Origin of the sequence: Mycobacterium sp. E1747 (genome assembly GCF_001667775.1) — a bacterium.
Taxonomy (GTDB): Bacteria; Actinomycetota; Actinomycetes; order Mycobacteriales; family Mycobacteriaceae; genus Mycobacterium.
In genome coordinates, this window is record NZ_LZJI01000015.1 from 24,979 (window position 1) to 38,362 (window position 13,384).

Sequence of the window (13,384 nt, forward strand, 5' to 3'; positions counted from 1 at the left end):
CGTGTGCTTCTATGTCGGCCTCGCTCGGCGTGTCGACGCCCTGGGTGCACACACGACACCCACAGCGCACACTCCAAACTTGCCCGCCGAGCAATATTGCCCACTGGGCAAGTTTTGCGTACGGTGGTCGTCATGACCGAACCTCCTGGCGGTTTGCGCGAGCGCAAAAAGGCCGACACGCGGCGGGCGCTCAGCGACGCCGCGCTCAACCTCGCCTTCGAACGCGGACTCGACAACGTGACGCGCGAGGAAATCGCGAACGTGGCCGGAGTTTCGCTGCGCACCTTCAACAATTACTTCGCCGGCAAATACGAGGCACTTGCCTACCGACAGACCGAGCGCATTCGCCGCAGCATTGCCGCGCTGCGGCAACGCCCGGCCGACGAGCCGCTGTGGACAGCGATCGCGCACGTCGTGCTCGAGCCGCTGGAAGCCGACTTCGGCGAGGTGTACGGGGAGCAAAACCAGGTGCCGAACCGCCAGGAGCTGGTCGAGGTTCGCAAGATGTTGATGAACCCGCAGGTGCGTAATGCGTTGCCGCAGGAGCTATTCGACGAATGGCTCGCGGTGATCGCCGAGCGCACCGGCACCGATCCCGAGCACGACCTGTACCCACGGTTGGTCGTCGCGATCGTGCGCGCCGTCGGCGACGCCGCAGCGGAGGCTTACGTGCGCGCCGACCCGCCGGTCCCGATCACCGACCTCATTCGTTCCGGCTTCGCCGCCGTCATCGCGGGCCTGCCAGAGCCGGCCAGGCGCAAGGAGGAAACCCATGACTGACGAACACGCCGACATCGTCATCGCGGGCGCCGGTCCCAACGGGCTGATGCTGGCTTGCGAGCTGGCGCTGGCCGGCATCCGGCCCGTCGTGCTGGACCCGTTACCCGGGCCAAGCTCCGAGCCGAAGGCCAACGGCCTGATCGGACAGGTGGTTCGGACACTCGATATGCGTGGACTGTATGAGATGGTCACGGGTGACCCCAACCCGCCTCAGCCGGTCTACGGGTGGATGTTCGCGGCCATGACGCTGAACTTCCTCGGCATACCCGACAACCCGATGTACGCGCTGCCCATCCAGCAGCCCAGCCTGGTGCGGCTGCTGGAGAAGCGGGCACGCGATCTCGGAGTCGACCTGCGCTGGGGGCACGAACTCACCGACCTGCGCCAGGAGCCGAATTACGTTGAGCTGACAGTGTCCTCGACAGAACGCGAGCACCGGATCGCCGCCGGTTTTCTGGTAGGCGCCGACGGCGGGCGCAGCCTGGTCCGCAAGACGGTGGGCATCGATTTTCCCGGCTACACATCGCAAACCGTCGGGAGGCTCGCTCACGTACACATCCCCGACGAACTCCGGCGCACCGACGGCAGTATCGACGTCCCAGGATTCGGTCAGATCGCGTTCGGTCACAATCGGTTTGACACCGGTGGCGTCATCTTCGCCGAGTTCGAACCCGGCCGCTCGCTGTTCGGCACCATCGAGTTCGCGCCGCCGGTCGAGGACAAGGCTATGACCCTGGCCGAACTGCGCGACAGCGCGCGTCGCGTCCTCGGCGTGGATCTGGCTTTGGAGGAACCGAAAGGCCCGGGGCCGCATGCCCTTCGCCGCATCAACGGCCAGAACACCCGGCACGCGGAGCACTATCGCGACGGACGAGTCCTGCTGCTCGGCGACGCCGCTCACGTCCACAGCGCCATGGGTGGGCCCGGCCTGAACCTGGGCCTGCAGGACACGATGAACCTGGGCTGGAAGCTCGCGGCGCATCTCAACGGCTGGGCGCCCGCCGGATTGCTCGATACCTACGAATCCGAACGCCACCCCGTGGGCGAGCGGGTCATGATGCACTCGCTGTCGCAGACCGCCCTGATGGCGCCGGGACCCGAAGTCGCCGCCCTGCGAACACTGTTGGGTGAACTCTTCGCCTTGCCCGACGTGGCCAGGCATATGGCGGCGTTGCTGGCCGGCACCGACGTCCGGTACGACGTCGGTGACGACCATCCCTTGTCGGGCTGGCCCGTGCCCGAACTGACGCTCGCGGACGGCCGACGCATCACCGAACTGTTGCACGCCGGGCGCCCGGTGCTCCTCGACTTCGACGGCGGCGTCGCGGCCACGGCGTCGAGCTGGGCCGACCGGGTGGACATCGTGACCGCGACGGTCGACCACCGGCCCGCCGCGGCGCTGCTGATCCGGCCCGACGGATACGTCGCCTGGGCGACGAGCGATTTCGGGCCAGGCGACCAAGTAGGCCTGCGCGCCGCGCTGCGCCGCTGGTTCGGGAGCGAGTCCGGCGGTTAATTCACCGTATCGCCGTCGCGTGTGCGTGCTGGGCGGCGCCGCTCGGCGTGTCGCCGCCCTGGACGCACAGGCAAAACCCCCAGCGCACATCCGGTCGGATCGCAACACCCCGCGACCCGTGCTTGGCTGGATGGATGGCCCCCACGCATCACGATGACGCCGTGCGCAGCGCGCAGCGGGTCGTCGACGTCCTGTCGGCGCAGGGTGTGCAGTACGTATTCGGCGTGCCGGGCGCGAAGATCGACGCCGTCTACGACGCGCTGCTGGACTCCGGCCCGCAGCTGGTGGTGTGCCGCCACGAACAGAACGCCGCCTTCATGGCCGGGGCGATCGGCCGCCTCACCGGCACCCCGGGCGTGGTGCTGGTGACATCTGGCCCCGGCACCACCAACCTGGCCACCGGCCTGTTGACCGCCAACACCGAACAGGATCCGGTGGTGGCGCTGTGCGGCGCGGTGCGTCGCGTGGATCGCCTCAAGCGCACGCATCAGTCCATGGATGCGGCCGCCATGCTCAGGACGGTCACCAAGTTCACGGGTGAGGTCAGCGATCCCGACAACGCCGCCGAGGCCACCATCGGCGCGTTTCGCGCCGCGCTCGGCGAGCCGCGCGGGGCGGCCGCCGTCGTCCTGCCCGCCGATGTCTTGGCCGCGCCGACCACGGCGCGCATCCCGGGCCGGCAGCCGATTCCCCCGTTGGGCGCCGCCCCCGCCGCGCCCATCGCCGAGGTGAGCGAACTGATCCGCGACGCGCGCCGACCCGCCCTGTTGGTCGGCATGCGCGGCGCGGACCCCGACAGCTGCCTGGCGCTGCGCGCCCTGGTCTCCACGACCGGGCTGCCGGTCGTGGAGACCTTCCAGGCCGCGGGGGTGATCTCCCGGGCACTGGAGGACAACTTCCTGGGCCGGGTGGGGCTGTTCCGCAACCAGCCCGGCGACGTGGTCCTGGCCCACGCCGACGTCCTGGTCACCGTCGGGTACGACTCGGTCGAGTACGACCCGGTGCTGTGGAACGACGACGCAGAGCGCACCGTCGTGCACATCGACTCGGTCCCCGCCGACATCGACAACCACTACCAGCCGGCCGTCGAGCTGCTGGGCAACATCGCGGCGACGCTCACCTCGCTGACCGACAAGCTGGCCGGCCTGACCCTGACCGACACCTATCAGCGCGAAATCGCCACGCAGCGAAAAGCGTTGAGCGACATCGACGCCACCGCCGGCGGGACCACGCCCGAAGGCCCGGGCCTCAACCCCGTCGCCGTCTTGCTCCGGCTGCGGGACGAACTCGACGACACCGCCACGGTCACCTGCGACGTCGGTTCGGTGTACATCTACCTCGCCCGCCATTTCCGGGTATACGAGCCGCGGCGGCTGCTCTTCTCCAACGGCCAACAGACCCTGGGCGTCGCGCTGCCCTGGGCGATGGCCGCCTGCCTGGTGCGGCCGGGAACGCCCGTCGTGTCCGTCTCCGGCGACGGCGGATTCCTGTTCTCCGCCCAGGAACTCGCGACCGCCGCCCATCTCGGTCTTACCTTCACCCACATCGTGTTCCGGGACAACAGTTATGACATGGTCGGCTTTCAGGAAGTCCTAAAGTATGGCCGCAAATCCGGTGTGCAACTGGGTGATTACGACCTTGTCTCCTACGCGGCGGCGTTCGGCGCCCGCGGCTACCGGGTGACGACGCTGGACGACTTCACCGCCACCCTGCGCCAGGCGCTGACCGAGGACGGGCCGTCGCTGATCGACGTTCCCGTCGACTACAGCCACAACACCGACCTCGCCGCCCAGCTGCACGACGACCCCTTCGAGTAAGGATCATGGACACACGCTCGAGCGCCTACGATCGCTTTCGACATTGGGCCACAACGCTTCTCACGCATCAACGCGCGGACGAAGCCGAGGTCTATCAGTTCTCGACGATCGGCGCGCTGCTGGAGGGTGTGTACGACGGCGACGTCACCGTCGCCGAAATCCTGCGGCACGGCGACTTCGGGCTGGGCACCTTCAATCATCTCGACGGCGAGATGGTGATCCTCGACGGCATCTGCTACCGATTGCGCGCCGACGGAACCGCCAGCCGGGCCGCACCGACCGATCGCAGCCCCTTCGCTGCGGTCACCCGGTTCCACACCGACTTCGAGATCGCAATCCAAACCCGCACCGGTCGCGCCGACGTGATCGCCGCGATCGATCGCCAGATCGCCAGCGCCAACTTGATCTACGCCATCCGGATCAGCGGGCACTTCGCCGAGCTGCACACCCGCACGGTGATGGCGCAGAAGCCGCCCTACCCGCCGCTGACCCAAGCCACCGAAGAACAGGCCGAGAAGGTCTTCACGGACGTGTCGGGCACCGTGGTCGGGTTCCGTACCCCCGACTTCGAGCAGGGCATCTCGGTGGCCGGTTATCACCTGCACTTCCTCAACACTGACCGCACCGGCGGCGGTCACATCCTCGATTTCACCCTCGACCGCGGGCACGTCGCGGTCAGCGGGGCCTCGCAACTGCATTTGAGCCTGCCCACCTCCGGTGACTTCCTCGGCGCCCAGCTGTCGCGCGCCGACATCGCCGAGCGGATCAACAAAGCCGAAGGCCCGAAAGGGGGCTCAAAGTAACCGGCCGCGCCGGAATTCATGGACTGTTCAGGCCAGCGTCAAGTCCACATTGTTGAGTGCACACGCGCGCCGCGTGTCCTCACGTTATGCGTGTTGTACAGGTCGCCAACTTCTACGGCCCTCGCTCGGGCGGCCTGCGCACCGCGGTCGATCGGCTGGGCGCCGAATATTGCGCCGGCGGCCACGAGGTCTTCCTGATCGTTCCCGGCCAGCGCGCCGAGCGCAGTCAGCTGCGCACCGGTGTGGTACGAATCACCCTGCCAGCCCGGCTGATTCCCCTCACCGGCGGCTACCGCGCCGTGCTGCCCGGGCCGGTCAAGGCGCTCCTGGAGGCCCTGCGACCCGACGCGCTGGAGGTGTCCGACCGGCTCACGCTGCGGTCACTGGGTCGGTGGGGTCGAGACCACGGCGCCACGACGGTGATGATCTCCCATGAGCGACTGGATCGTCTTGTGGGACAAGTACTTCCGCGTCGCGCCGCGGTGAAGTTCGCCGACTTGGCCAATGCCCGCACCGCCGCCGACTACGACACGGTGGTATGCACCACCGGTTTCGCGCGTGAGGAATTCGACCGCATCGGCGCGACGAACACCGTGACCGTCCCGTTGGGCGTGGACCTGCAGACGTTTCACCCGCGCCGGCACTCCTACCTGCTGCGGCGCCGCTGGGCCGCACCGACGCAGCTGCTGCTCGTCCACTGCGGTCGGTTGTCGGTGGAAAAACGCGTCGACCGCAGCATCGACGCCATCGGCGAGTTGTGCCAGGCCGGGGTCGACGCCCGACTTGTCGTCGTGGGTGAGGGTCCATTGCGGGCCAGGCTGGAGCGCCAGGCCGCGCGGCTGCCGGTGGACTTCACGGGTTTCGTCTCCGACCGGCACACGGTGGCCGGCCTGCTGGCGTCCGCCGACGTGACGCTGGCGCCCGGGCCGCACGAGACGTTCGGGCTAGCCGCGTTGGAATCGCTGGCATGCGGGACGCCGGCCGTCGTCTCGCGCACCTCGGCGCTGACCGAGATCATCACGCCGGACAGCGGCGCTTCGGCGGACAACCACCCGGCCGCCATCGCGCGGGCCGTCAGCGCCGTTACCAGCCGTCCGGAGCACCACCGTCGCGTCTCGGCACGGCGCCGCGCCGAGGACTTCACCTGGCATCGGGCGGCGACGGGCATGCTGGCCACGCTCGGGGCGCCCACGGTGGATGACGGCGGCGCCGAACACACGGCTTGACTATCCTTGTGGCGCTTCGGCTTCCAGCCGACGTAGGTCAGGTACGCCGGGTTTTCGGCCGTTCGGATGCGCTCATGTCGGTGAAATCCTCAGAAGTCGGAGGCAGCCCACGATCCGGGCGGGTACGGCGGAACCGCGCCGGTGAAGGCGCCATCGGTGAGCCTGCACAGTGTGTCGGAAATCGTTCCGGCGTTGGCCAATACCTTCGGGTCGCCGCCCGGTACGACGCGCGCGACCACCGCCTGCCAGGAATATCCCACGCCACCGTGCTCGTACCAGACGAACCAGTCCGCATCTTGGCTGCCCGCGCGGATCAGCCGGCGGAACGGCAACGTCGGATCGCTGACCGAGTCGGTCGCGTTGAAGGGCGCGCCGATGTCGGCGATGGGCGGGAGAAGCTTGAGGAGTTCGGGGGGCAGCTGGGACACGTGCTGCACTTCCTGAACGGGTGTCGTCAGGGTGCAGCGGGTGTTTGGTATCGCGTTGGCGGGCGCGACCGCCAGCAGAGTCGACGCGACCACGAGGCCCCCGGTGAATCCATAGCTGATGCGCGCCATGACATTGCTCCATCCGCCGTACTCCTCAGCAGGACGCTACGCCAATGCTTTGCGGACCGAGGCCGCTTTTCGCGCGGCCGCTAGGCTGAACCGGTGGAACCGCGGGACCAGGTTTTGATCACCGTCACGGAGTTGGCCGGCCTCATCGAGGTCCATGCTCCGATGTCCATCCTTGACGTCCGCTGGCGGCTCGACGAGCCCGACGGGCGGCCCGCCTACCTGGACGGCCACCTACCCGGCGCGGTGTATGCGTCGCTTGAGGACGAGTTCAGCGACCACTCGGTCACCGGCCGCGGTCGGCACCCGCTGCCGTCGGGGAGCCGCCTGCAGGCCGCCGCCCGGCGATGGGGTGTCCGGCAGGACTCGCCGGTGGTGGTTTATGACGACTGGAATCGCGCCGGTTCGGCGCGCGCGTGGTGGGTGTTGACGACGGCCGGCCTGCCCGACGTCCGCATTCTGGACGGCGGCCTGGCGGCCTGGCGGGCGTCCGGCCGGAGCCTCGAAACCGGGCCGGTCACAACGCAACCCGGGAATGTGACGGTGCCCCACGACGATCTGTACGCCGGTCGCCGTCCCACGCTGACGGCCGAGCAAGCGGGCGCCGGGGGCGTGACGTTGCTCGATGCTCGGGCGCCCGAGCGCTTCCGCGGTGAGGTCGAACCGCTTGACCCCGCGGCCGGCCACATCCCCGGCGCGACGAACCTGCCCAGCACCGCCTTCCTCGCCGCCGACGGCACGTTCGTCGGGGACCATGCCCTCACCCGACTGCTCGCCGAGCGCGGGATCGAACGCGATGGCCCCTTGGGCGCCTACTGCGGTTCGGGCGTGACGGCCAGCATCACGGTCGCGGCGCTGGCCGCACTGGGCGTGGACGCGGCGCTGTTTCCCGGGTCGTGGTCCGAGTGGTGTTCGGATCCGGGGCGCGCGGTTGCCGTCGGCTCCGACTGACGGTCACGCACCGCCCCACCTTTGCAGGAACGCGGCGGTCACCCGGGCGGCGTTGTTCGCCGCGACCCGCTTGTAGCAGAAGAACTGAAATGGAAAGCCCGGCAGGTGAAGCGGGTCACCCGGCCCGTCGGTGATCCCCCGGATGCCGAGAAACGGGACACCGTGCGCGTCGGCCACCGTCTGGGCGGCAGCGGTTTCCATCTCGGTCGCGTCGAAGGCCGCCTCCGCCGCCGCGACGATCTTCAGGTTGCTGATCAGGGCGCTTCGCGCCCACCGGCCCGCCGCCTGCCGGAAGTTGCCGGTGTACCGGAGTGACCGATCTGGCGCGCTGCGGGGTTGGCAGCCGAAAACGTCGCCCCCATTCGGGATGCAGGGGAACGCCACGCCGTTGTTGTTGTCCCAGCTGCAGCCGTCGCCACCGACCGCGACTTGCGGCCGGCGGCGCAGGTCGATCCCGCCGGCGACGCCCGAAAAGACCACCGCGCCAACCCCGAAGCGCGTCAAGGCGGCCTCGGTGGTGTCGGCGGCGTTCACCAGGCCGACGCCGGTCATCGCCACGATCACATTCTTGCCCGCGATCGAGCCGAGGTAGAAGCGCCGGCGATCGACAATTACCACCGGATCGGGATCGAGCGTGTTGTGTGACAGCACCGCGTCGGCTTCGGCCGGAAAGGCCGACAGCACCAGCGTGCGTCGCCCGCCATCTTCACCCACCGCACCAGTAAACGCTACGAGGACTCCGTGGCTTCGCCGATTCCCGTCCGCCACGAGCACGTCAGCGGCTAATCTCAGCGGCGTTGCAGCCAACCCGGGGGGGCGGGGCCCGACGAGGAGTCACGCTCATGCTCGAAGTGATCGAAAGAACGCCGGGCGGCGAATCCCACAAGCCGCCGGTGCTATTCGTGCACGGCACCTGGTGTTGGGACGAGCATTTCCTGGGGTTCTTCGCGGACAACGGACACCGGCCTGGGACCCGTGCTCGGCTCGGTGTTCGTGCGGGAGGCCCCGGGGTACTGCTGGCAGCGCGACGCGAACAGCTCGTGCGCGAGGCTGCCCACGCGGCCGGCCCCGGACCCAACGCGATGCGCGCCGGCGTGACCGACGAGCGTGACGTCGCGGCCGCGCGCTGCGCGAGAACGGGCGGTTCGCCGTCGTCCGGCCGTCGCTGCAAGTGGCCGGCCTGCGCCTGCTGCAGTGGCAATCGGCACCGCATGCGCTCGTCTCCGCCGAGGTGGTGCCGTTTCGGCCGCACCGCGGCGTCGTCCTCATTGTCGAACAACCCGTCGACGGGCGCCGCCCGGACGAGTGGCTGCGATGGCTGCACGCCGATCACCATCCCGCGCTGCTCGCCACGCCGGGGACTGCCGGCGCGTGGACCTTCGGCACTAGCACCGGCTGGAGCCACCTGCCACGCGGATGGCACACGGACTTCCAATACGTCACCGTGGTTTACCTCGACGCCGACCCGCTGACCACCACCGACCGGCTGGCGCCCCTTCTCGAGGACCGGTGGCAATCGGGCGCCGTGCGGCCCTCGTTTGCCGGACCGCTACGCAGCATGGTCGAGTGGGAAGCCTGGCGATAAACAGTAGGGGTCAGTTCAATCATCAGGCCGGCACCCCGCGATGCTTCACTTCTGCGAAAGGCGATGCGTGTGAACCAGATCCGAGTTGGCCTAAGCACCCAGCTGCTCAATTCCCGGTATTCCGCGACCATGCTCGCTCGCACCACCGTACGGATGGCCGCGGCCGGCGGTGTGGACTCCTACTGGGTGGCCGATCACCTGAATTCGCTGTACCCGCGCTCCATCGCGACGTCGGACTACCTCGGTGTCGCCAAATTCGTCCCGAAGGTCGACGCCCAACTCGAACCGTGGACGATGCTTGGATACCTTGCCTCCCGCAACGGCCTTGGACGGTTGCGGCTAGGTGTCGGCGTCACCGATGCCAATCGACGTCACCCAGCAGTCACCGCGCAGGCTGCGGCCACGTTGCACCTGATGAGCCGCGGCCGCGCCATCCTGGGCATCGGCGTCGGAGAGCGAGAGGGCAACGAGCCCTACGGGGTGGACTGGACCAAACCGGTAGCGCGCTTCGAAGAAGCGATCGCCACAATCCGTGCGCTCTGGAACTCCGGCGGCGAACTCATCTCGCGTGAGTCGCCGTACTTCCCGCTGCGTAACGCGGTGTTCGACCTGCCGCCCTACCGTGGCAAATGGCCCGAGATATGGATCGCCGCCAAGGGGCCGCGGATGCTGCGAGCGACCGGGAGATATGCCGACGCCTGGTTCCCCGGGCTGATTTCGCGGCCGGGAGACTACGCATCGGGTCTCGAAGCGGTGCGAACGGCGGCGTCCGACGCCGGGCGCGACCCTGGATCCATCACGCCGGCGCTGTCAATCTTTGTCGTCACCGGACGTAGCCGCGACGACGTGGAGGAGACGCTGAACTCGGATGCCGCGAAAGCCTTCGCGCTCATCATTCCCGGCCAGGTATGGGCCGACCATGGCGTGCGACATCCCCTCGGACATGATTTCTCGGGCGCCCAGGACCTGATCCCGCAAACGCTGGACCAGCAGACGGTGTTGTCGTACATCAAAGACGTCCCGGCATCAATGCTCAAAGAGGTGCTGCTGACCGGGACGCCCAACGAGGTCATCGATCGGGCCGCGCAATGGCGCGACCACGGGGTGCGCTACCTGGTCGTCAACAACCTGAGTATCCTGCAGCCGACCCTTCGGAAAGGCCTCGCAACTTACGCGCAATTCTTGAAGATTCTCCGCGGGCTCAAGAAACTGTGAATCGCGCCCAGCGAACGGAACCTTGTCCGACGGTTGGTGCCGGCACGCCGAAACCCGCCCGCTTCAAGAGATTTGCCGTGACGCCGCGGAAACTCGGTAGCCATAGCGGTCAATGACTTCTCCCCAGCGGTCATCGAGGACCGCGCGCTGCTCGGCGGTCAGTTCGTAGGTGTTTGTCGCGTAGTGCTCGTGGTCGGCGAGATACTGTCGCAGGCGCGGCAGGTACTGCTCGAAACCCCCAAGCCCCAGGTGCTCGTACAGGCGGCGCAGCTGCTCCTCGGGATCCTCGATCAACTCCTCATAGCGCAGTTCGTAAAAGCGCGAGGGGTCGACCAGTGCTCGCCCCTCGTCTACCTTGCGATACAGGTCTACATAGGTCGCGAGAACTCTCTCGTCCAATCCCTCGAATGTCGGTTTCTGCAGGCTGTGTACGCGGGATAACGACTTGAGGAGATGAATGCTCGACGGATAAACCACATACGGGTCGCGGACGATATGAATGAACTTCGCTTGCGGGAAGATCTCCAGCAGCACCTTCATTCGGAAGCTGTGGTTTGGATTTTTCAGGATCACGGTCTTGCGGCGGCGGAAGTACAGCTGCTGGACGAATCGGTAGAAGGGCCGTTTCCAGGCTTCCAGCTCGTGCGCCGTCAACTGCTCTAAATCCAGATACCGCTCATGCTCTGGCGGCCGGTTCGGGAACGCCAGCGTCAGGTACGGCGATGGCTGCCCCTGCATGATCCAGACGAACTCGTCTTCCTGTGGGTGATTCAGGCTTGAATCCATGTTGTCCATGGCCCGATGCTTCGAGACCATAAAGCCCACCAACGGCGCGAACCGCTCGGTCAACAAAAAGTGTTGTGGTGCTACGCATTCGTAGCCCGTGGGACCGATGTGCCGATCGTCGAGAACCAACAGCTCGTGCAACAACGTAGTGCCGGTGCGCCAGTGGCCGACGATGAAGATGGGCGGATCGGCGATCGGCGTGTTGGCCACTCGCCTAGCGAACACAACATTCTGCACAAGCCCGAGGCACGAATTCACAACGCTGACAAGGGTGTAAAGAACGGCGTAGTGCCAGCGACTCCAGTGCACGGCGAAACGGTTGCGGATCAGCAGGCGCATCCATGCCGAGAAATTGCAACCGATCCACACCGGCGCCGCCCACTCACGCCACCTGACGAATAGCGACGCCGAGCCGGGATGTCTCATAGCTGGCGAAGATCTCTATACAGTTTCGCGAGGCGTCACGGCGACCCGGAGCCGGGTCAGGCCATGGAGGTTGGCATTGGCCGTCCACTCCGGCGGACCCAGCACCTCTATCCGGTCGATGTTGGCGACGATCTCGCCCAGTACCGCCTGGCCCTCCATCCGCGCTAGCTGGCTCCCGGGACACGAGTGGATACCAGAGCCGAATGCGAGATTCCCGGTCGGATTACGGTCGGCGCGAAAGACATCGGGGTCCTCGTATTGCCGCGGGTCACGATTGGCTGCGGCCCACGCAAGCATCACCAGGGAGCCCGCCGGGATGACGGCGTCGCCGACGGGGTAGTCGACGCGTGTTGTGCGGCAAATGTTTTGGACTGGAGACATGAATCGAAGCTGCTCCTCGATCGCCGAGGGGATCAGATCCGGTCGCTGCGCAAGGAGCCTGAATTGGTCTGGGAAGTCGGCCAGCGAGAGGAACAAGGTGCTGATCATGTTCGCCGTGGTCTCATATCCTGCAACCAGCAACAACGCGGCGAACAAGGACAATTCGCTGTCGCTGAGCCGACCGTGCTCGGCGTGCTCGGTGAGCTGCCCGAGAATGCCGGACTCGCTCAGCAACCCGTTGTCACGCCGATGGGTGAACAGGGCACGCAATTGCCGAAATCCGTTAAACCCCCGTACCAACGCAACCAGACCCGGAGCCGACAGATTGACGTCGGTGATGCAAATCGCCTGGTTGGACAAACGGCGGAAAGCGGACTCGTCACCGCCCGCTATGCCGAGCACGTTGGTGATGGTGCGCATCGCCATCGGTGTGGCCAGGGCGGAGACGACGTCCGCGGATTGCTGTGCCACTAACCCGCTGACCAACTCCCGAGCAAGGTGGTTGACCATCGGGCGCCACGACTCCACCGCGCCGCGTGTCAAGCCCGGTGTCAGCTGCTTACGCATCCCGGTGTGCACGGGCGGATCGGACGTAGGGAGGAAAGGGGGCGACCCCTGCGAAAAGGTCACGCCACCGGCGCTGGACAATGCGTCATGGTTACGCGCAGCCTCGCGGACGTCGGTGTGTCGACTCAAGATGTAAACGTCACGCCTGGGGTTGTACTGCACGCGCTCGCCCGCCAAAAGCTTTCGGTAATGCGGGTACGGGTCGCGTGCGATAGCGGGGTTCAACGGGTCAAACTCGGTGAATTGCACATGCTTCGGGTCAGGGCTGCCGGCCAATCTCGCTCGGGCCTTCCCAGCGGCGGCCGCAAGTGCCTGTGCCACCATGGGCGCGCACGCCCGCGCAAGCTGTGCGTCACGCCGCATCGTTGCAGCCACGGGATAGCCACGCCGACTTCGCACGCGCCGACTCGCGAGATCATCAGTGCGCGCCGTCGCGTCGTGTGTGGGACGCGCAGAGTACGACGTGCTGCCCTGGAACGGGCATTGGCCGTGCGGTATCCAGTCCTGTGCTGCTTGGGAACCGGATGCTGTTTCCATCATCGGCTCCCGGATGTCAGGTGGTGAGATAACGACAGTGTGAAGGGTACCGGCGCGCATCATTGCTCGCGCGCCGTTTGCCGTTTGTCACCGTATGTGAATCCGACGCGGCTCGCAGTGCAAGCACTCTCGGCGAGATGGACCGAGGCCACTGCGCGCACCGCTGACCAGCAAGAATGCGCGGTAACACGCGGTCACGAGGGGCTTCACGTTAAACTGCTGGGCGCCGAGCTGGGGATG

At 67.0% G+C, this 13,384-nt stretch carries 11 protein-coding genes and 1 pseudogene; 8 read left to right on the forward strand and 4 right to left on the reverse strand.

The window, feature by feature from the left end; all coding sequences use genetic code 11:
• Window positions 1-132: 132 nt before the first annotated feature.
• From A5695_RS01415 to A5695_RS01435, 5 genes are all read left to right on the forward strand, one after another.
• Window positions 133-780, forward strand: a complete 648-nt coding sequence (locus A5695_RS01415; protein WP_068077365.1) for a TetR/AcrR family transcriptional regulator — start codon at window positions 133-135, stop codon at window positions 778-780.
• Window positions 773-2,296, forward strand: coding sequence for an FAD-dependent monooxygenase (locus A5695_RS01420; protein ID WP_068077313.1), 1,524 nt, complete (start codon window positions 773-775; stop codon window positions 2,294-2,296). Before A5695_RS01415 ends, A5695_RS01420 begins: the two co-directional genes overlap by 8 nt.
• A gap of 134 nt (window positions 2,297-2,430) precedes the next feature.
• Complete coding sequence (gene alsS, locus A5695_RS01425) at window positions 2,431-4,113, forward strand: acetolactate synthase AlsS (RefSeq protein WP_068077315.1); 1,683 nt, start codon at window positions 2,431-2,433, stop codon at window positions 4,111-4,113.
• Between the two features lie 5 nt (window positions 4,114-4,118).
• Window positions 4,119-4,916, forward strand: a complete 798-nt coding sequence (budA, locus tag A5695_RS01430) for an acetolactate decarboxylase (RefSeq protein WP_068077317.1) — start codon at window positions 4,119-4,121, stop codon at window positions 4,914-4,916.
• Between the two features lie 86 nt (window positions 4,917-5,002).
• Window positions 5,003-6,142, forward strand: a complete 1,140-nt coding sequence (locus A5695_RS01435; RefSeq protein ID WP_068077319.1) for a glycosyltransferase — start codon at window positions 5,003-5,005, stop codon at window positions 6,140-6,142.
• A gap of 89 nt (window positions 6,143-6,231) precedes the next feature.
• On the opposite strand, the gene A5695_RS01440 is transcribed toward A5695_RS01435, so the two are convergent.
• The gene (locus A5695_RS01440; RefSeq protein WP_231974683.1) at window positions 6,232-6,699 is read right to left on the reverse strand and encodes a hypothetical protein; all 468 of its coding nucleotides are present in this window, start codon (window positions 6,697-6,699) and stop codon (window positions 6,232-6,234) included.
• 93 nt (window positions 6,700-6,792) lie between these two features.
• Between A5695_RS01440 and A5695_RS01445 the strand changes: the two genes are divergently transcribed.
• On the forward strand, window positions 6,793-7,647 hold the full coding sequence (locus A5695_RS01445) for a sulfurtransferase (protein ID WP_068077321.1): 855 nt from the start codon (window positions 6,793-6,795) through the stop codon (window positions 7,645-7,647).
• Window positions 7,648-7,650: 3 nt separating this feature from the next.
• Here the strand turns inward: A5695_RS01445 and A5695_RS27050 are convergent, their stop codons facing one another.
• On the reverse strand, window positions 7,651-8,361 hold the full coding sequence (locus tag A5695_RS27050; protein ID WP_231974684.1) for a hypothetical protein: 711 nt from the start codon (window positions 8,359-8,361) through the stop codon (window positions 7,651-7,653).
• Between the two features lie 403 nt (window positions 8,362-8,764).
• Between A5695_RS27050 and A5695_RS01455 the strand changes: the two are divergent.
• Both A5695_RS01455 and A5695_RS01460 read left to right on the forward strand, forming a co-directional pair.
• Window positions 8,765-9,232: pseudogene (locus A5695_RS01455) on the forward strand (hypothetical protein); the annotation flags it as partial.
• Window positions 9,233-9,301: 69 nt separating this feature from the next.
• Window positions 9,302-10,447, forward strand: coding sequence for an LLM class flavin-dependent oxidoreductase (locus A5695_RS01460; protein WP_369830144.1), 1,146 nt, complete (start codon window positions 9,302-9,304; stop codon window positions 10,445-10,447).
• Window positions 10,448-10,510: 63 nt separating this feature from the next.
• On the opposite strand, the gene A5695_RS01465 is transcribed toward A5695_RS01460, so the two are convergent.
• Window positions 10,511-11,659, reverse strand: a complete 1,149-nt coding sequence (locus A5695_RS01465; RefSeq protein ID WP_068077325.1) for a sulfotransferase — start codon at window positions 11,657-11,659, stop codon at window positions 10,511-10,513.
• A 15-nt stretch (window positions 11,660-11,674) separates the two neighbouring features.
• The gene (locus A5695_RS01470; RefSeq protein WP_231974685.1) at window positions 11,675-13,207 is read right to left on the reverse strand and encodes a cytochrome P450; all 1,533 of its coding nucleotides are present in this window, start codon (window positions 13,205-13,207) and stop codon (window positions 11,675-11,677) included.
• Between the last annotated feature and the right edge of the window lie 177 nt (window positions 13,208-13,384).

Excerpts from the sequence above, each read along its gene's own strand:
- A5695_RS01415 (WP_068077365.1), top strand. The coding sequence starts at position 133 with ATGACCGAACCTCCTGGCGGTTTGCGCGAGCGCAAAAAGGCCGACACG.
- A5695_RS01420 (WP_068077313.1), top strand. The coding sequence starts at position 773 with ATGACTGACGAACACGCCGACATCGTCATCGCGGGCGCCGGTCCCAAC.
- alsS (WP_068077315.1), top strand. The coding sequence starts at position 2,431 with ATGGCCCCCACGCATCACGATGACGCCGTGCGCAGCGCGCAGCGGGTC.
- budA (WP_068077317.1), top strand. The coding sequence starts at position 4,119 with ATGGACACACGCTCGAGCGCCTACGATCGCTTTCGACATTGGGCCACA.
- A5695_RS01435 (WP_068077319.1), top strand. The coding sequence starts at position 5,003 with ATGCGTGTTGTACAGGTCGCCAACTTCTACGGCCCTCGCTCGGGCGGC.
- A5695_RS01440 (WP_231974683.1), bottom strand. The coding sequence starts at position 6,699 with ATGGCGCGCATCAGCTATGGATTCACCGGGGGCCTCGTGGTCGCGTCG.
- A5695_RS01465 (WP_068077325.1), bottom strand. The coding sequence starts at position 11,659 with ATGAGACATCCCGGCTCGGCGTCGCTATTCGTCAGGTGGCGTGAGTGG.
- A5695_RS01470 (WP_231974685.1), bottom strand. The coding sequence starts at position 13,207 with ATGATGCGCGCCGGTACCCTTCACACTGTCGTTATCTCACCACCTGAC.